Source organism: Pusillimonas sp. (assembly GCF_029263785.1).
In the GTDB taxonomy this organism is placed as follows: domain Bacteria; phylum Pseudomonadota; class Gammaproteobacteria; order Burkholderiales; family Burkholderiaceae_B; genus Pusillimonas.
This window is the reverse complement of sequence record NZ_JAJUFE010000002.1, coordinates 63,182-80,638: the sequence shown is the minus strand read 5'-3', so window position 1 is coordinate 80,638 and position 17,457 is coordinate 63,182. Positions and strand designations below refer to the sequence as shown.

14 protein-coding genes and 1 riboswitch are annotated in these 17,457 nt (G+C 58.1%); of the genes, 7 read left to right on the top strand and 7 right to left on the bottom strand.

Features of this window, described 5'->3' with window-relative positions:
* Positions 1-72: 72 nt before the first annotated feature.
* Positions 73-933 (top strand): ferritin-like domain-containing protein, encoded by an 861-nt coding sequence (locus Q1J88_RS00975; protein WP_301115525.1) that lies wholly within the window; start codon positions 73-75, stop codon positions 931-933.
* A complete protein-coding gene (gene rfaE2, locus Q1J88_RS00970; protein WP_301115524.1) occupies positions 930-1,406 on the top strand; it encodes a D-glycero-beta-D-manno-heptose 1-phosphate adenylyltransferase in 477 nt (158 codons plus the stop codon). Before Q1J88_RS00975 ends, rfaE2 begins: the two co-directional genes overlap by 4 nt.
* A 46-nt stretch (positions 1,407-1,452) precedes the next feature.
* On the opposite strand, the gene Q1J88_RS00965 is transcribed toward rfaE2, so the two are convergent.
* The 6 genes from Q1J88_RS00965 to Q1J88_RS00940 form a co-directional block, all read right to left on the bottom strand.
* Positions 1,453-2,778 (bottom strand): TolC family outer membrane protein, encoded by a 1,326-nt coding sequence (locus Q1J88_RS00965; RefSeq protein ID WP_301115523.1) that lies wholly within the window; start codon positions 2,776-2,778, stop codon positions 1,453-1,455.
* 15 nt (positions 2,779-2,793) lie between these two features.
* Positions 2,794-3,474, bottom strand: a complete 681-nt coding sequence (locus tag Q1J88_RS00960; protein ID WP_301115522.1) for a protein-L-isoaspartate O-methyltransferase — start codon at positions 3,472-3,474, stop codon at positions 2,794-2,796.
* 87 nt (positions 3,475-3,561) lie between these two features.
* Positions 3,562-4,374, bottom strand: a complete 813-nt coding sequence (gene thiD / locus Q1J88_RS00955) for a bifunctional hydroxymethylpyrimidine kinase/phosphomethylpyrimidine kinase (RefSeq protein WP_301115521.1) — start codon at positions 4,372-4,374, stop codon at positions 3,562-3,564.
* Between the two features lie 43 nt (positions 4,375-4,417).
* Positions 4,418-5,212, bottom strand: coding sequence for a thiazole synthase (locus Q1J88_RS00950; RefSeq protein WP_301115520.1), 795 nt, complete (start codon positions 5,210-5,212; stop codon positions 4,418-4,420).
* A 753-nt stretch (positions 5,213-5,965) separates the two neighbouring features.
* Entirely contained in the window at positions 5,966-6,913 is a 948-nt protein-coding gene (locus Q1J88_RS00945; RefSeq protein WP_301115519.1) for a helical backbone metal receptor, read from the bottom strand.
* A gap of 28 nt (positions 6,914-6,941) precedes the next feature.
* Positions 6,942-8,885 carry a TonB-dependent receptor gene (locus Q1J88_RS00940; protein WP_301115518.1) on the bottom strand — a complete coding sequence of 648 codons (1,944 nt, stop codon included), beginning with the start codon at positions 8,883-8,885 and terminating at the stop codon, positions 6,942-6,944.
* A riboswitch (cobalamin riboswitch) is annotated at positions 8,846-9,022 on the bottom strand. (Overlaps the previous gene by 40 nt.)
* Positions 9,023-9,280: 258 nt before the next feature.
* On the opposite strand from Q1J88_RS00940, the gene metH reads away from it, so the two are divergent.
* Both metH and Q1J88_RS00930 read left to right on the top strand, forming a co-directional pair.
* A complete protein-coding gene (metH, locus tag Q1J88_RS00935; RefSeq protein ID WP_301115517.1) occupies positions 9,281-13,054 on the top strand; it encodes a methionine synthase in 3,774 nt (1,257 codons plus the stop codon).
* Between the two features lie 43 nt (positions 13,055-13,097).
* Complete coding sequence (locus Q1J88_RS00930) at positions 13,098-13,937, top strand: helix-turn-helix transcriptional regulator (RefSeq protein WP_301115516.1); 840 nt, start codon at positions 13,098-13,100, stop codon at positions 13,935-13,937.
* Between the two features lie 4 nt (positions 13,938-13,941).
* On the opposite strand, the gene Q1J88_RS00925 is transcribed toward Q1J88_RS00930, so the two are convergent.
* Positions 13,942-15,381: a DHA2 family efflux MFS transporter permease subunit gene (locus Q1J88_RS00925; protein WP_301115515.1), complete on the bottom strand. Its 1,440-nt coding sequence runs from the start codon at positions 15,379-15,381 to the stop codon at positions 13,942-13,944.
* A 69-nt stretch (positions 15,382-15,450) separates the two neighbouring features.
* Between Q1J88_RS00925 and Q1J88_RS00920 the strand changes: the two genes are divergently transcribed.
* Genes Q1J88_RS00920 through panC form a run of 3 tightly spaced genes read left to right on the top strand, consistent with a single transcriptional unit; the run spans position 15,451 to position 17,409 of the window.
* The gene (locus Q1J88_RS00920; RefSeq protein WP_301115514.1) at positions 15,451-15,639 is read left to right on the top strand and encodes a DUF3460 family protein; all 189 of its coding nucleotides are present in this window, start codon (positions 15,451-15,453) and stop codon (positions 15,637-15,639) included.
* Between the two features lie 12 nt (positions 15,640-15,651).
* Positions 15,652-16,527 (top strand): ScpA family protein, encoded by an 876-nt coding sequence (locus Q1J88_RS00915; protein ID WP_301115513.1) that lies wholly within the window; start codon positions 15,652-15,654, stop codon positions 16,525-16,527.
* A gap of 27 nt (positions 16,528-16,554) precedes the next feature.
* Positions 16,555-17,409, top strand: a complete 855-nt coding sequence (panC, locus tag Q1J88_RS00910) for a pantoate--beta-alanine ligase (RefSeq protein ID WP_301115512.1) — start codon at positions 16,555-16,557, stop codon at positions 17,407-17,409.
* Positions 17,410-17,457 lie beyond the last annotated feature (48 nt).

Here is a 17,457-nt window from a genome sequence, read left to right as displayed (position 1 = left end):
ACTCGAGCTTGGCGATCAGGCTTGCGTGGGTATTCCAATGCAGTCGATTCACCAATACTAAGAGAGATTTCTATGCTTTATCCTGAATTGTTCAAATCAATGGAAGCAGTGCGCTGGAATATGGGCACTGATATTCCCTGGGATCAGTTCGAGGCCAGCAAACTGTCGGACGAACAGGCCTACACCATCAAGATGAACGCCATCACAGAATGGGCGGCCTTGCCAGCGACTGAGATGTTCTTGCGCGACAATCGTGACGACAGCGATTTTTGCGCTTTCATGTCTATCTGGTTTTACGAAGAGCAGAAACACTCTCTTGCCCTGATCGAGTATCTGCGCCGCTTCCGTCCCGAGCTGGTTCCCACCGAAGAAGAGCTGCACAAAGTGCGTTTCGAGTTCGATCCCGCTCCGGCACTCGAAACCCTGATGCTGCACTTTTGTGGCGAGATCCGGCTCAATCACTGGTATCGTCGCGCCGCCGATTGGCACACCGAACCCGTTATCAAGGCTATTTACAAGATCATTGCGCAAGACGAAGCACGCCACGCGGGAGCGTACCTGCGTTACATGAAACGCGCGCTTGTAAATCAGGGTCAGGAGTTCGGTCAGTCTGCCCGCCTGGCGTTTTCCAAAATCGGCGTGTTGATGGCTTCGGCCCATCGGACGCCGCAGGCCCTGCATCCGACGAACCTGCACGTCAACAAGGAAATGTTCCCCAATGACACCGTTCAGTCCAAGCTGCCCAGCCCCGGCTGGCTCGAGAACTGGCTTGATAACCAGATTTGCTTCGACAAGGAATGGGAGGGCAAGGTCAGTGCCCGGATCCTGCACAACCTGTCTTTGCTACTGGACACCACCTTCAACACGGTTCAGGATCTCAACCGCTATCGCAAGACCCTTACCCGAGGCCAGCCGGCTGCGGCAGACGCATGAGCGTCCGGTTCGAGTCAAAGATGCTGACGCGCGATGAATGTATTGCGCGTTCGGGCGAATTTGCCCGGCCGCTGGTGTTCACCAACGGCGTCTTCGACATTCTGCACAGGGGTCATGCAACGTATCTCGACAAGGCGGCACAACTGGGCGCGACCCTGATTGTGGCTGTCAATACAGATGACTCCGTCAAGCGCCTGGGAAAGGGTGCTGACCGGCCCCTGAATTCGCAGTCCGATCGCGCCGCCTTGCTGGCGGCGCTTTCCAGCGTTTCGTACGTGACGAGCTTCCACGAAGACACACCTTTCGAACTGATCTCTGAGCTTCGACCAGATATCATCGTAAAGGGGGGCGACTACGACATGAAGGCCTTGCCCGAAACCGCATTGGTCGAATCCTGGGGTGGTCGCGCGGTAGCAATTCCGTTCGAATTTGAGCGCTCTACCACGGCTCTGATCAATAAGATACGAGCCTGAAGCGTTTTTTGGCGTCAAGCGTGAATATGCCTGGACGTGTGGCCGCTTACTGGGATAGTTGCGTCGGGACCTTGAGCAGGCTGTTGATGGCGACAATGTCTTCATCGCTGAGGATGCCGCTGGCTGCCTTCAGGCGCAGGCTGTTCATCAGCGTTTCGTACCGGGCGCGCGACAAGGCACGCCGTGTTTCGTACAGCTGCTGCTGGGCATTGAGCACGTCGATATTGACCCGTACGCCCAGTTCATAACCGGTACGGTTGGCCTCAAGTGAAGCCAGACTGGACTTTTCGGCGGCCCTTAAAGCCTCAATGCGAGACAGGCCGGATATCACTCCCGAAAAATACTGCTGGGTCGATTGCACGGCCTGACGCTTGGCCGATTCGTAAATATAACGAGCCTGCTGAAGGCGGGATGTCTGTTCGCGAACCTGAGACGAAATTTCGCCTCCGCTGAACAACGGGATTGACAGTTGCAGCCCCACAGCGGAATCGATCGAGCGAGGGCCGTTGCGCTGGCCGTTGATTCCGCGATCGCTCGCGCTACCTGTCTGCGCATACAGGCTTAACGTGGGGTAGTGGCCGCCCTTGGCAATATCGATTTGTTTTTCGGCGATAAGGGTGTCGAGACGCGCGCGAGCGACATCCAGACTTGCCTGCGCAGACTGGGCGGTCCAGTCATCGAGGCGCGCCGGAGCCGGAGGGGGTAACGAGGTTTCGGGATCAAGCCCAGCCAGTTCGGCCGGACGTTCGCCGGTGATTTTTGCAAGCTGGTCTTCACTGATCTGAAGGGCGTTCTGCGCTTCGATCTCAGAGGCATTGAGAAGATCAAGTCGCGAACGCGCCTCGTGAATGTCGGTGACGGTGGTAGCGCCCAGCTCGAAGCCACGCTCGGCAGCTTCGAGTTGTGTTTCGACGGCGCGTTTCTGTGCCTGGATTGTGCTCAGCGTATCTTGTGCGGCAAGCACATCGAAGTAGGCTTGCGAGACGCGCAAGATGAGGTCTTGGTACGCCTGCTGCAGGGCCAGGTTGGCAGAGTCTGCGATGTATTCTGATTGCCGCAGGCGGCTCCAGGTGCCGACGTCGACAATAGGTTGGGTCAGGGTCAGGGCCCACAGGCCAACGCCGCGGGTTTCGTGATGCTGGAAGTTGGTCCTGCGTACGTCGTTGATTTCGCCGGCCGAATCCAGAGTGATGTAAGGAAGCAGCTTGGCGCGCGCCTGGGGAATCTTTTCCTGGTCGGCATCTCGTCCGGCGCGTGCGGCAGCGTAAATCGGGTCACGCTGCAAGGCGGCTGCCCAGGTTGCGAGCAGGTCTTGGGCCAATGCCGGAAAACAGGCGGCGAAACTGATGACTGCCGCGAGAACGTAACGCATCGGGCCCGGACGCATTTAGAACTTGAACTGAGACACTGCCGTACCGCGCAGTGGCTTGATGACGGTGTCGAACAGGCCTTCGGTGTCGAAGCTGGCGGCACTGGTTCGCGTAATACGACAGGCAGTCATGACCGGCTGTGTTCCCACCACCACGACCATGCGACCCCCGATGCTCAGCTGGTACTTGAGGGCGTCGGGAACGGCAGGTACCGAACCTGTCAGAAGGATTGCGTCGTACTCGGCTGTACCCCAACCTGCATGGGCGTCGCCGACTTCAACCTTGACGTTGTCGACCTGGCTGCGCCTGAGGTTGTCGGTGCCGAAGGCCGCGATGCGGCTGTCGATTTCAATGCTGGTTACCTGCTGAGCCAGGCGTGCAAGCAATGCCGCCTGATAGCCGGAACCCGTGCCAATTTCAAGGACGCAGTCGGTGGGCTCAAGTTGAAGCTCTTGAATCAGGCGGGCTTCGACTTTGGGGGTGAGCATGGTTTCGTGGGTATCGACGGCGTTGATGACCAAAGGCAGTTCGATGTCGGAAAATGCCAAGGCCCGCATATGTGGCGGTACGAAGCGCTCGCGTCGCACATCAAATAGTGCTTGCAGGACTTTGGGATCCTGAACCTGCCATGGGCGGATCTGCTGCTCTACCATGTTGAAGCGAGCGAGTTCGGTGTCGGATAGTCCGGTTGCGGTCATAACATCAAGAAAAGAAGGAAGAACAAACTGGGGTCATTGTACCGATTCTGTATCGATTGGTTTCGATTCAAGTGTATCGACGGACACTTACCACCAGTCATGAAAATGGTGAACGGGGCCTTGTCCGGAACCCACTTTCAGCTTGTCTGCCTGGCCAATGGCGGCAACAAGATACGCTTTGGCGCGCTTGGCGGCTTCGGGCATGTCGCCACCGGTTTGAGGCAACAGCGCAGCCAGTGCGGCAGACAAGGTACAGCCAGTTCCGTGGGTATTGCGCGTATCGATGCGACGGCCCGGAAGCTCGATCATGCGGTCGCCGTCATGAAGCAGGTCGATGGTATCCTGGCCTGGAAGGTGGCCGCCCTTGAGAAACACCCAGCGCTCACCGGAGTCATTGAGCAGACGGCGAAGCTTTTCGGCGACACGACGCATGTCGCGCAGGTTGTTGACGGCAGATGCTTCGACCAGTACACCGGCCTCTGGCAGGTTGGGAGTCAGGACGGTGGCCAGTGGCAGCAGGCTCTCACGCAGCTCGTTGACTGCGCTGGGTTCCAGCAAGGCGTCGCCGCTTTTGGCGATCATGACGGGATCCAGCACGATATGGGCCGGCTTCCAATGGGCCAGGCGTTCGGCGACGGCACGTGTGACGGGCTGCTGGCCAAGCATGCCGATCTTGACGGCATCAACCCGTACATCGGCAAACAAGGTATCAATCTGTTGAGCTACAAATGCTGCGGGCACGGGACTCACGCCGGTCACGCCCTGGGTGCTCTGGGCGGTAAGCGCAGCAATAACTGCCATGCCATAGGCGCCCAGGGCGCTCATGGCCTTGACATCGGCCAGTACGCCGGCGCCGCCGGAGGGATCGACTCCGGCGATGGAAAGAGTGTTTGGGATCATGTCTGGACGAAAACTGGTATCGAACAACTAGCCTTGAACAGCACTATTTTGGCTGAATAAGACCTTCGGTTGGCGAGCTTGGATCGGCGGTGTAAAACTTGCGGGGCATGCGGCCTGCAAGGAATGCCTCACGTCCGGCCTGGACGGCTTTCTTCATGGCACTGGCCATGAGAACGGGATTGCGGGCACCGGCGATGGCACTGTTCATCAGCACGCCGTCACAACCCAGTTCCATGGCAACGGCAGCATCGGAGGCCGTACCAACGCCGGCGTCAACAAGCACGGGAACGCTGGACTGGTCGATGATCAGACGCAGATTCCAGGGGTTGAGGATGCCCATGCCGGAACCGATCAGCGAGGCCAGGGGCATGATGGCGACGCAGCCGATGTCTTCCAGCATGCGGCACTGAATGGGGTCATCGGCACAATAGACCATGACCTTGAAGCCGTCCTTGACCAGTGTTTTGGCGGCTTCCAATGTTTCGGGCATATTGGGGAAGAGGTTGTTCTGGTCGCCAAGGACTTCGAGCTTGACGAGATCATGTCCATCGAGCAGCTCTCGGGCCAGTCGCAAGGTGCGTACGGCGTCAACGGCGGTGTAGCAGCCGGCGGTGTTGGGCAGGATGGTGAACTGGGACGGGGGAAGGTAGTCGAGCAGGCTTGGCTGGTCGGGATCTTGGCCGATGTTGGTCCGGCGGATTGCCACTGTAATGATCTGAGCACCGCTGGCGTCGATGGCGGCGCGGGTTTCCTGGAAGTCTTTGTATTTTCCGGTGCCGACGAGCAGGCGTGAAGTGAATTCGCGTCCGGCGAGCTTGAAGGTGTCTGATTGAGTCATTTACGAGAGATTTGGCATTCGGTGACGGGAGGTGCACTTGCGGTAAAGGGTGCGAGTGACCGGATTGCCGTCTTGGAAGGGGTTGCTGCGATGAATATAAAAGAATAATGCATTTGGTGAGGTTTGTGCAGGAATGGCGCCGGCAACCGGGATGATCTGTCATTTGCGTGTGATTGGCCATCATGGGTTCTTAAAGGCCCTGGGACGTCAGGTGCGTTGCGCGCCGCTCCCTGCGGCCCGGCGTTGCCGGGCTCCCCTTGCAGTCGAAACGTTTGGGGCGCCTCGCGAACTCGCGGCGTCGGACCTGTGGTCCGACAATCGTGCCGCTCAAACATGCGCGAGGCTTGCCTCCCCAAACGCTCCGGCTGCGCGGCGTGGTCGGACGGCGCGCAACACACCAGACGTCCCAGGGCCTGAGACTGGGGGGTGGTGGTGGGCTGAAGGTGATCGGCACTTTGTATCCCAGGGGTGCATTTCCTACGCCTGTATGTGTTCTGGTCGCACTGGAGATTATGTAGCCTGGACGGGGGCTGCCCTGTAAAAAAGGGCGTCCAGCGTGCGCCGGATGCTGACGAAGGGAGGCGGGGAAGACGGCGGCCGTCTGCCGAATCCCGAGCTGCGTAGCAGCGAGGTTGAGTTCGGCCGACGCCCGCCGGACGAGGCAGATCCGGGAAGTCCGGCGCAGCCGGACCGCACGATGCGCCCATTTTTACAGGGCAGCCCCCGTCCAGGCGCCTTAAAAACCCTGACAGATCATAAATTCGCCTCCGTCGCGGTATCCATCGCGCCAAACGTTTCTCGCGCCTTTTCAAGATATCGGCAGATAGCGACGGCGGCGTCAACCAGCCGAGGTCCTGGGCGGAAGAGAGCATCGGGGTTTATGCCGTAAATCCTCGTATGGGTCGGGCCAAGACCGAGTCTCCCCCAACGTGCTTGAGCCTCGTTCAACTGGTCAGGGTTCGTCGTGGCTATCAAGATAAGCTGAGGACGTTGGTGAAGCACGCGTTCCGGGCTGATGGGAAGGGCCGGGAGCTTGCTGTCCCGGAAAATGTTGAAGCCGCCGCAGGTGCTCAGCGCGTCGTTCAGAAGCGTGTCGCGGCCAACCGCGTAAAGCGGAGCAGCGCCGATTTCGATGTATACAGAAACGGGCGATTTCCGGGCATATTGGCTGCGCAAGGCCGCCAAGGTTTCTCGTATGTTTGATGCCCGCGAGCTTGCTGCGGCTTGTGTGTCCAAAAGCGTGCCCAGTTGTTCGATGGCGTCGGGAATGTCATCCATTCTTTCGGGGGCAATCAGGGTAATGGGAATGTCGACGCTTTTGAGTAAAGGGGTGGCAGCGGCCACGGCCCCCGAAGCCTGCCAGGCGAGAACGACGTCAGGATGAAGACTGATGAGCGTTTCGATGTTGATGCTGGCGGCCCCGTCTCCTACCTTTGGCAAGGTTTTGACTGACTCCGGGTAGTCACTGCTGATGACCGTGCCGACCAAAGTGTGGCCGGCACCCGCGGCGTACAGCAGTTCTGTGATGTGCGGGGCCAGAGTGACTACTCGCTCGGGGGCGGAGGCCGGAGCGGAGCCTGAGGCGAACAGCAGGATAAAAGCCATTATCCAGTGCCGTATCGGGTGCAGGCCGAGTCGGGCGCCCCAGGATGCCAAAAGCGATGCATTGATCAGGGGCTGTGCATGAGCTTGGCATGACATCGCTTTTTGACTCCGAAGCCGGTTTCGCCTACATCTTCACAGAAAGGTTTACGAAGACATTTGACCCCGGCATGTTGTAGCCGTGCGCATTCGCGTAGTCCTTGTCGAAAACGTTGTTCCAGCGCAGCTGTACAGCGACGGCGGAGGTGAAGGCATACGACGCTGTCAGATCCAGCAAGCCGTAGCCGCCCAGCCGGACGGTATTCGTGGAGTCATCGTAGCGGTTTCCGGTGAACTGGTACTGGGCGCCCAGTTCGAGTTGGCCGATGCGATGATGTGCGCCTACGCGGTACACATGTTTCGCGCGGCGGCTAAGCTGAAGGCCGGTCTGGTCGTTGCGGGCGTCGAGATAGTCGTAGCCGCCACTGATTGTCGTGTCCTTCCAATGGCGTTCTGCGGTAAGGCTCAGGCCGCGCAGCGTCGCCGAGTCGATGTTTTGAAGTATCCAGTTCTCGTCAGCGTTTATAAGATTGCGCACCTTGTTCCGGTAGGCGGTCAGGCTCAGATCGTAGGCCTTCGAGGTGTACTTCAGACTCGCTTCAATATTGCGCGACTTCTCGGGCTGGAGGTTTGGATTGGCGCTCCAGGGGCCGTACAGGTCTCTCATGGTGGGCATCTTGAAGCCAGTGTTGCCGGCCACCCCAAGCTGCCAGCCGGGGGCAATATCGTAGCGGTAGGCCAGCGAGCCTGTGGTCTGGCTGCCGTGGCCGGAAATGGCGTCGTTGCGCAGGCTGGCCTGCAGGTGGTGGCGGGTGAATTGTCCGCGCCAGACGAGATTGCCCGAGTTTGTATTGCGCGCGTCCTGATCGAACAGGTCGGAACTTCGGATCCGTTCTTCCAGGCGTTCCAGTATCAGCGATACGTCCTGATTTTGCGTTAGTTGCAGATTGTTCTGCCAGGTGTAGCTTCGTTGCAGGCTGGAATATAAATTTGACCAGTGCGGGGTCAGTGACTGTCCGGTTTCCTTTGTCAGGCCAAGTCGCAGAATGCTTTGCCACCTGTCAGTGATGTCATGGGTGCTTGTCAGCGTGTAGGCCTGCTGGCGCGTGACGGTCAAAGCGGGGTCGGTCTGGAATTCGTCATAGTCGCCATGGATATAGCTGTTGTAGGCTGAGAGATTCACATGGTGACCGGGACGCCACCGGTAGCCCAGCGACCCGGAGATGCTGTGTTGATGGTAGCCATCATGATCCGGATGAAAATAGCCGAAACGCTCAGTTCTGTTGGTGGCACTGTAGCCGTCGCTGCCGGCCATCGCGGCTGAAAATGCATAGTTCCATCCGTCTTGCGCGCCGGAAATGCCGGTGCTTGATTTGAAGGTACCGTAGGAGCCCGCCCCAAAGTTTGCAAAAGCACTGAACGGCTGGTCGCCTTCGGCCTGTCGGGTGATGATATTGATGACGCCGCCGATGGCGTCGGAACCGTACAGGCTGCTGGCTGCCCCCCGAAGGATCTCAACCCGCTCGATCATGGCAGGGTCCAGGGCGTTCCAGTTCGGGTAGCCCCCGATCGAACTATTGATGCGGACACCATCGACAAGCACCAGTGTCTGGTTCGAATTGGCCCCGCGTACGAACACGCTGTTCAATGTCTGCGGGCCACCATAATCATCGTATTGAATCCCCGAATGGCGAGAAACGATCTGCGCGAGATTGTTTTGGCCAGCCATAGAGAGTTCTTCGCGGCTGATTACGGTGACGTCTCCCAGGGCGCTGGCTTGTGACTGGGCAATGCGGCCTGGCGTGACGACAATGCGTTCGAGTTGGGTGGAATCTTGCGCGTAGGAAGGGGCGAGGCAGAGGGCAAGGGCAGCGCAGGCGCCGGCCCGGATGAAAATAGTCATGATGGGTTTCAGAGCAAGGCGTGCGTCCCCGCACGCCGTAAGGAAAAAACCATTGCTTGGCTTGCTGATGACGGGTTGCGAACATGGCAAGGCAATGGGCTCGTGAAGGCTGGTGTCGGGCTGGTGCATGAGCACATTACCGTTGCGGGGGCAGCACAGTTTTCGCGGTCAAAAAAAAGCGACGGCGGTCTGTTTCCCATTGAACTTTCGCAGATCATGAGCCGGGAATGGCGTCATGAACCGAAAGCACTTTCAGGCCGAAATTTAACACGCGGGAAGCGCCCCTGCTTTAGCACGAGTAAAGCTAAAGAATAAGATGAGTTTTACTCATGTTGACCTGTTTATGCGGCCTTTCAGGCGTGTTTTGCCGTTTTGCACAGCGTTTTTGAAGCGCGGTCGGTGGTCTGGCCGATACAATGATTTCTCATTTCCGCCCGAGACTTTGTCTTGCACCGGTTTGTCTGAACAGGCGGTTCCCCGCCTTTCAGCAACGCTCTGTTTTTCTTCTTTAGGTAGTTGTTCACGTGTCTTATCCAGCTTTGCCGTACCCCCTGTCCTCGTACACTCGCGGCGCCGAGTTTGTGCGCCTTTTGGCATCGCGCATGTTGATACTGGATGGCGCCATGGGCACCATGATCCAGCAGGAAAAGCTCACCGAGCTGGATTTTCGCGGCGAACGTTTTGCCGATCATCCCAAGGATGTGAAGGGTGACAACGAACTGCTGTCATTGGTGCGGCCCGACCTCATATTGAACATCCACCGACAGTATCTCGATGCGGGTGCGGATGTTATCGAGACGAACACCTTTGGGGCCACCTCCATTGCTCAGGGTGATTATGGTCTGGCCCACATCGCGTATGAACTGAATCTGGAGTCGGCTCGCCTGGCGCGCCAGGCTTGCGACGAGTTCAGCACTCCGGAGCGTCCGCGCTTTGTAGCGGGTGCCCTCGGGCCACAACCCAAGACAGCGTCAATTTCCCCTGATGTCAATGATCCCGCAGCTCGTAACGTCACCTTCGACGAGCTGCGTGTGGCGTACGCCGAACAGCTGAACGGGCTGCTGGATGGCGGAATTGATATCGTCCTGCTCGAAACGATCTTCGATACCCTGAATGCGAAGGCGGCGATCTTTGCCATTGAAACTGTGTTCGAGGAAAGGGGCGTGCGTCTGCCCGTCATGATTTCGGGAACCGTGACAGACGCCTCTGGACGAATACTTTCAGGGCAGACCGTTGAAGCGTTCTGGAATTCCGTGCGACATGCGCGCCCTGTCACCATCGGTCTTAACTGTGCGCTGGGTGCCGCTTTGATGCGCCCCTATGTGGCCGAACTTTCGAAAATCTGCGACACCTATATTTGCGTGTATCCCAACGCCGGCTTGCCCAATCCGATGGCAGAGACCGGCTTTGACGAAACACCGGAAGACACGTCTTCGTTGCTGGAAGAGTTCGCTCGGGCAGGCCTGGTCAATATGGTGGGGGGATGTTGTGGTACGACGCCTGAACACATCAGGGCCATTGCCGCCAAGACGGCCGACCTGCCGGTGCGGGAAGTGCCGGTCATTCCAGTGCGTACGCGCCTGTCGGGCCTCGAGGCATTGAACTTCGACGCGGATTCATTGTTTATCAACGTCGGCGAACGCACCAACGTGACGGGCAGCAAGATGTTCCTGCGCCTGATCCGGGAAGAAAAGTACGAAGAGGCGCTGGCCGTGGCGCGTCAGCAGGTGGAAAACGGCGCGCAGATCATCGACATCAATATGGATGAGGCCATGCTGGACTCGGCAGCGTGCATGCACAGGTTCCTGAACCTGGTTGCGTCCGAGCCGGACATTGCACGAGTGCCCATCATGATCGACAGCTCCAAATGGGAAGTCATCGAGACCGGGCTGCGCTGTATTCAGGGCAAGCCCGTGGTTAATTCGATTTCCATGAAAGAAGGAGTGGAACCCTTCCTTGAGCATGCCAGACTGTGCCGCAAGTATGGTGCGGCGGTTGTGGTCATGGCGTTTGATGAGCAAGGCCAGGCCGATTCGTTCGAGCGTCGCAAGGAGATCTGCGGCAAGGCGTACAAGCTGTTGGTCGAGGAAGTGGGCTTTCCGCCGGAAGACATCATTTTTGACCCCAACGTGTTCGCCATTGCCACAGGCATTGACGAACACAATCACTACGCGATGGACTTCATCGATGCCGTCGGCTGGATTACGCGGAATCTGCCGCATGCACGGGTGTCGGGGGGCATTTCCAACGTCAGCTTCTCGTTCCGCGGCAACGAACCGGTGCGCGAGGCGATTCACACGGTATTTTTGTACTACGCCATTCAGCAAGGTCTGACGATGGGTATCGTCAATGCCGGCCAGTTGGGCGTGTACCAGGATCTCGACAAGCACTTGCGCGACCTTGTCGAGGACGTCGTGCTTGACCGAGCCGAGCCGGTGGGTCGCACCGATCCCAATGACGCGCGCAGCAATACCGAACGTCTGGTTGAGTTTGCTGAAACAGTGCGTGGCACAGGCATGCGCAAGGAAGAAGATCTGACCTGGCGTGAGCAGCCGGTAGAGCAGCGGCTCACCCATGCGCTGGTCAATGGAATTACCACTTACATTGTCGAGGACACCGAAGAGGTCAGGAAGAAGATCGAGGATGCAGGCGGCCGGCCGATTCAGGTCATCGAAGGTCCCTTGATGGACGGCATGAATGTCGTCGGCGACCTGTTCGGCGCAGGCAAGATGTTCTTGCCGCAGGTGGTCAAGTCAGCCCGGGTCATGAAGCAGGCCGTTGGTCACCTCGTGCCTTTCATTGAAGAAGAAAAACGCCAGATTGCCGCAGCCGGCGGTGACGTGCGGCCTAAGGGAAAGATCGTTATTGCCACCGTCAAAGGTGATGTTCACGATATTGGCAAGAATATTGTCACGGTCGTATTACAGTGCAATAACTTCGAAGTCGTGAACATGGGCGTAATGGTGCCCTGTGCCGACATTCTGGCCAAGGCCAAAGAGGAAAAGGCCGACATGATCGGACTTTCGGGGTTGATCACTCCCAGCCTCGAAGAAATGGCGTACGTGGCCTCAGAGATGCAGCGTGACGAATATTTCCGCAGCCGCAATATGCCCCTGCTGGTAGGGGGCGCCACCACCAGCCGGGTGCATACGGCCGTAAAGATAGCACCCCAGTACCAGGGTCCGGTCATTTATGTGCCGGATGCCAGTCGCTCTGTAGGCGTGGCCACGAACCTGATGTCTGATTCACGCGATACCTATCTGGCTGAAGTGGCCGAAGAGTACGAAACGGTGCGCAGGCGCCATGCGAACCGGAAGGAGACTCCGCTGATCACGCTCGAAGAGGCGCGTGCGGGGCGTCCTGCCATCGATTGGAGCAGCTACGAGCCTCCGCGTCCAAAGTTTATCGGTCGGCGTGTATTCGCCAATTACGATCTTGCAGAAATCGCAAAGTACATTGACTGGACGCCTTTTTTTCAGACCTGGAGCCTCTTTGGCCAGTACCCGGCGATTCTCAAGGACAAGATTGTTGGCGAGCAGGCCGTCAAACTGTTCGAGGAAGGCCAGGCGATGTTGCGCAAGATCATCGACGGTCGCTGGCTGACGGCAAGCGGGGTGGTGGCGTTCTATCCTGCCAACACGGTCAATGACGAAGACATCGAAATTTATCGTGATGAATCACGTTCCGAGGTGCTGTTTACCTGGCGCAATGTACGTCAGCAAACGGTCAAGCGTGAAGGCGTGGACAATAAGTGTCTGGCTGACTACATTGCCCCCAGGGATAGCGGGGTCATGGACTACATCGGCATGTTCGCTGTCACGGGTGGCCTGGGAATCGAAGTACGCGACAAAGAGTTTCTGGATGCCGGCGACGACTACTCAAGCATCATGCTCAAGGCCCTGGCAGACCGCTTCGCGGAAGGGTTCGCCGAGTGCCTGCACGCCAGGGTGCGACGCGATCTTTGGGGATATGCGTCTGACGAGGCACTGGACAACGAAGACCTGATCGCCGAAAAATATCAGGGTATTCGTCCCGCTCCGGGCTACCCGGCGTGTCCCGAGCACGTGGTAAAAAAGGACATGTTCACGTATCTGAAGCCCGAGGAAATCGGGATGCAGCTGACCGAAGGTTACGCCATGTACCCCGCATCCAGCGTGTCGGGCTTTTACTTCAGTCATCCGAAATCACAATATTTCAACGTGGGACATATCGGACCGGATCAGCTGGCGGATTACGTCAGACGCAGTGGCCGTGACGAAGAAGATGTACGGCGCAGTCTGGCCAGTGTCCTGCGCTGAGTCCATTTCACGTTGAGCCCATCAACCGGGAACGCATCAGGCGATGACGACTCCAGAGACTGGTTCCGATAAACGAGATGAAGCAGGCCGCGCCGGTGACGGGCAGGCCCGCTCCGTTCGCCGGGCGGCACTGGGCGAGTTTTTGCGCAGCGTCAGGGCGCGTATCTCTCCGGATAGCGTTGGTTTGCCCTCGGGCACGCGGCGACGCACGCCCGGCCTGCGCCGGGAAGAGGTGGCTCAACTTGGCGGCATCAGTGTCACGTGGTACACGTGGATCGAACAGGGGCGTGATGTCTCTGTTTCACCGGCAGTATGGGCGCGGTTGGCCAATGTGCTGCACCTTACCCGCGCCGAGCGGCAGTACCTGTTCGAGCTGGCCGAGTGTGCCGATCCGGAACATGGCGGCGTTCTTGTCGATCCATTGCCCGAGGGGCTGGAAGACTGCGTTCATAACATCGTTGTGCCGGCTTACGTGCTCGACCGTTGCTGGAACGTATTGTCCCGTAATGAAGCCATGCTTCATTTGTTCGATGGTTGGCCCGACCGCGTCAAGAATCCCAACCTGTTGCGCTATATTTTTCTTGATCCTGCCGCTCCCCAACTGGTGGTCGACTGGGAGTCGCGTGCGCGGCGGGTTGTTGCCGAGTTTCGTGCTGACGTGGCGGCCTACGCCGAAGAAGCTGATGTGCGCGAGCTGATAGACGGCCTGCTGCGCGATAGTCCCGTGTTCGCGCATTGGTGGCGCCGACAGGCGGTGGTCGAACGGGAAGGCGGCAGCCGCGAGTTCCGGCATCCGTCCCAGGGCGTGCTCAGCTACCGCCAGATTACCTTTCGTTCTGCCATTCGTCCGGATTGCAAGCTTGTGATGCTGATGAGCGGGTAAGGGCTCAGCCCTTGCCCTTGCTGCGAAGATGCTGGGCAACATCGCCCGGCAATCCAAGAAACGAAAACATCGACAGACAAGCCATCAGGCCCAGCACCATGAAGCCCCAGAAGGTGTCGACCGGCTCGAGATGGTCGGCCCCTCGCAAGTTCATGCTCAGGTTCAGCACCAGCGCTGCCCCGCCTACGCCCAGGCTGATGGCCAGTTGTTGCATCATGGACGAGAAGCTGCTGGCCCGACTCATTTCGCGAGAGCCCAGGTCGGCGTAGGTAAGGGTGTTGACGGCAGTGAATTGCAGGGATCGTGAGAGCCCTCCGATCACCAATACGCCGATCATGATCCAGATAGGTGTTTGGGCGTTGAACAGACCGCAGACCATGACCAGCACACCCGCAATTACTGCGTTCACAACCAGCACGCGTTTGAATCCGAAGCGTGAAATGACCGGGGTCGCCACGAGTTTCATCAACAATGCGCCTGCGGCGCTGCTGAACGTGATCATGCCCGCGCTGAAGGCTGACATGCCAAAACCCACTTGCAGCATCATGGCCAGCAAAAAGGGTGAAGCACCTACGGTGAGCCGGCACAGGTTGCCCCCCAAGGTTGCAATGGCAAAGCTTCGCACTTTCAGCAGCGACAGGTCGACGATGGGGTGGTCGTGACGCCTGGCGTGCCAAATGTAGAGCAATCCACATATCAAACCCGTGCCCAGTAACGCAAGTACATGGCTGCCGGCCACGTCATCGTGACTGATCGATTCGAATCCCGATACCAGCGCTGCCAGGCCGACTCCGCTAAGGATGAACCCGAGCCAGTCGAGTCTGGCCGAGTCTTCGGGGATATCCGGAGCGATATATCGAAGGACCAGGGCAACGCCGAGCGCACCCACGGGTATGTTGATCAGAAATATCCAGTGCCAAGATGCGTAGTCAACCAGAAATCCGCCCAGAGGTGGGCCGACAATGGGGCCCAGCAAGGCAGGCATGGACAGGAACGTCATGGCGCGTAATAGCTGGGCCTTGGGAGTCATGCGCAGCAGCAGTACCCGGCCTACGGGTACCATCATGGCGCCTGCGGTTCCCTGCACGGTGCGGGCCACTACCAGTTGCGGCAAGCTTTGGGCCAGTGCACAGGCTGCAGAGCTTACAGTGAACAGTACGATGGCCGCGACGAACACTTTGCGGGCGCCAAAGCGGTCGGCCGCCCACCCGCTTATCGGAACAAAGACGGCCAGTGCCAGCAGGTAGCTGGTAATGGCCACGTTCATTTTGACCGGGGTGGTGTCCAGAGCCTGCGCCATGGTGGGCAAGGCAGTGGCGACGACTGTGGAATCAAGCATCTGCATGAATAGTGCACAGCCCACGATAAAGGGGATCATGCGAACCGCTTTCTGTTCGGAAGCCGAACGTCGCGGGGGCGGGGGTGCAAGAGTGTCTGACGCCATCCCGGCATTCTAACTTTGTTCGACTGCGTTAAACTCTCGGTTGACGTTAAATGTAGCGATACGAAGCATATGGCCCGCCATTACGAATCTGACATCACGAAATTCATTAATGAGTACAAGCGCAAGCATGCCGACACCGAGCAGCGCCAGCGTGAAGGGCGCGCGCTCCTGTGGGACAAGAACCTTGACCCCGAACAGCTTGAGTACTATCGCTCGGGCCGGGTTAACCAGCGTCCTTACGTCTACCAGACCGACTGATAACTCAAGTCAATGACTGCGTCCGTCTCGGCCGATGATCTGAATGCACTGGTCGACCCCAGGATCGACAGCACACCCGACGTCGTTGATAGCGTAGCGTTGGCTCGCTTATACGGCGAGCCTCTGTTCTCGCTTCCTCAGGATCTATACATTCCTCCTGATGCTCTCGAGGTTTTTCTCGAGACGTTTCAGGGGCCGTTGGATCTGCTTCTGTATCTGATTCGCAAGCAGAACTTCAACGTGCTGGATATTCCCATGGCCGAGGTAACGCAGCAGTATTTGTCCTACGTCGAGCAGATCCGGAATCAGAATCTCGAGCTGGCGGGCGAATATCTGCTTATGGCGGCTTTGCTTATCGAGATAAAGTCCCGAATGCTGTTGCCGGTCAAGAACTCCGACACTGGCGAAGAACCTGACGATCCCAGGGCAGAGCTGGTACGTCGCCTGCTCGAGTACGAGCAGATGAAGCTGGCTGCGCAAAAGCTCGACCAGCTCCCGCGTTTGGGACGAGATTTTCAGCGCAGCCATGCGTTCATGGACTTGCGTGTCGAGCGCGCTTTACCTCAAGTCAGTGCCGACGATCTTCGGCAGGCATGGGCTGACATCATGCGACGGGCAAAACTTAACGCGCACCACCGCATCACTCGCGAGCAGCTCTCGGTTCGCGATCACATGAGCCAAATATTGCGTCGACTCGCCAATGTTCGGTTCATGGAGTTTTCGGAATTGTTCAGTGAGCGCGTACAGCAGGGCGATGCCATTGCTGTCATCGTCGTACACTTCCTGGCCATGCTCGAGCTTTCGCGAGAATCACTGCTCGAAATAACGCAGGCAGAACCTTACGCGCCCATCTACGTGCGCTTGTCATATACGGCAGCGGCAGCCTGATAGCAGGCGCCCCCGACGGAGACCTACTTGAAAGTAGTACACACAATCGAAGAATTGCGCGATCAGCTGCGTGGGCAGTTGCATGTGTCGTTCGTGCCCACCATGGGGAATTTGCACGCCGGTCACCTGGCATTGATGAAGCTGGCTCGCCAGCATGGCAGTCCGGTGGTGGCCAGTATTTTTGTCAATCGCCTGCAGTTTGGCCCCAACGAAGACTTTGATCGCTATCCGCGGACACTCGAATCCGACATCGAAAAGCTCGAACGCGAACGCGATGTGTATGTGTTGTTTGCGCCGCGCGAGAGCGAGATGTACCCCGAGCCGCAAAGCTTCCAGATTCAGCCGCCGAGCGATCTGGGCGGCATACTCGAAGGCGAGTGTCGGCCAGGGTTCTTTACCGGCGTCGGAACGGTGGTGTTGAAATTGTTTTCTTGCGTGCAGCCGCGTGTGGCTGTTTTTGGAAAGAAGGATTATCAGCAACTGATGGTTGTACGAAGCATGTGCCGTCAGTTTCAGCTGCCCGTGAATATTCTGGCTCACGAGACAGTGCGCGACCACGATGGCTTGGCCTTGTCGTCGCGTAATGTGTATTTGTCACCAGCCGAGCGGGCAGAAGCACCACGTCTTTACGCTATGTTGCGCCAGATTCAACAGCGGCTCGAACAGGGTTGCCATGACCAGCTGCAGCTGGAAGGCGAGGCGCGCGAAGAACTGTCTCGGCGAGGCTGGAGTGTGGATTATGTATCGGTGCGGCGCCAACGCGATCTGGGAGTGCCCACGACAGCCGAGATTCGGGCCGGTGAACCATTGGTCGCACTGGCGGCGGCCAAACTGGGCTCAACGCGCCTGATCGATAATCTGGAGATGCAGTACCACGGTTGAACGCGGCGCGGCGGGTTGGAATCAGTAGGCTGAATCTGTCAGAACTGA

Bases quoted from the DNA above. Each gene is read 5' to 3' on its own strand.
- Q1J88_RS00975 (WP_301115525.1), top strand. From the start codon at position 73: ATGCTTTATCCTGAATTGTTCAAATCAATGGAAGCAGTGCGCTGGAAT.
- rfaE2 (WP_301115524.1), top strand. From the start codon at position 930: ATGAGCGTCCGGTTCGAGTCAAAGATGCTGACGCGCGATGAATGTATT.
- Q1J88_RS00965 (WP_301115523.1), bottom strand. From the start codon at position 2,778: ATGCGTTACGTTCTCGCGGCAGTCATCAGTTTCGCCGCCTGTTTTCCG.
- Q1J88_RS00960 (WP_301115522.1), bottom strand. From the start codon at position 3,474: ATGACCGCAACCGGACTATCCGACACCGAACTCGCTCGCTTCAACATG.
- thiD (WP_301115521.1), bottom strand. From the start codon at position 4,374: ATGATCCCAAACACTCTTTCCATCGCCGGAGTCGATCCCTCCGGCGGC.
- Q1J88_RS00950 (WP_301115520.1), bottom strand. From the start codon at position 5,212: ATGACTCAATCAGACACCTTCAAGCTCGCCGGACGCGAATTCACTTCA.
- Q1J88_RS00945 (WP_301115519.1), bottom strand. From the start codon at position 6,913: ATGTCATGCCAAGCTCATGCACAGCCCCTGATCAATGCATCGCTTTTG.
- Q1J88_RS00940 (WP_301115518.1), bottom strand. From the start codon at position 8,885: ATGCACCAGCCCGACACCAGCCTTCACGAGCCCATTGCCTTGCCATGT.
- Q1J88_RS00930 (WP_301115516.1), top strand. From the start codon at position 13,098: ATGACGACTCCAGAGACTGGTTCCGATAAACGAGATGAAGCAGGCCGC.
- Q1J88_RS00925 (WP_301115515.1), bottom strand. From the start codon at position 15,381: ATGGCGTCAGACACTCTTGCACCCCCGCCCCCGCGACGTTCGGCTTCC.
- Q1J88_RS00920 (WP_301115514.1), top strand. From the start codon at position 15,451: ATGGCCCGCCATTACGAATCTGACATCACGAAATTCATTAATGAGTAC.
- Q1J88_RS00915 (WP_301115513.1), top strand. From the start codon at position 15,652: ATGACTGCGTCCGTCTCGGCCGATGATCTGAATGCACTGGTCGACCCC.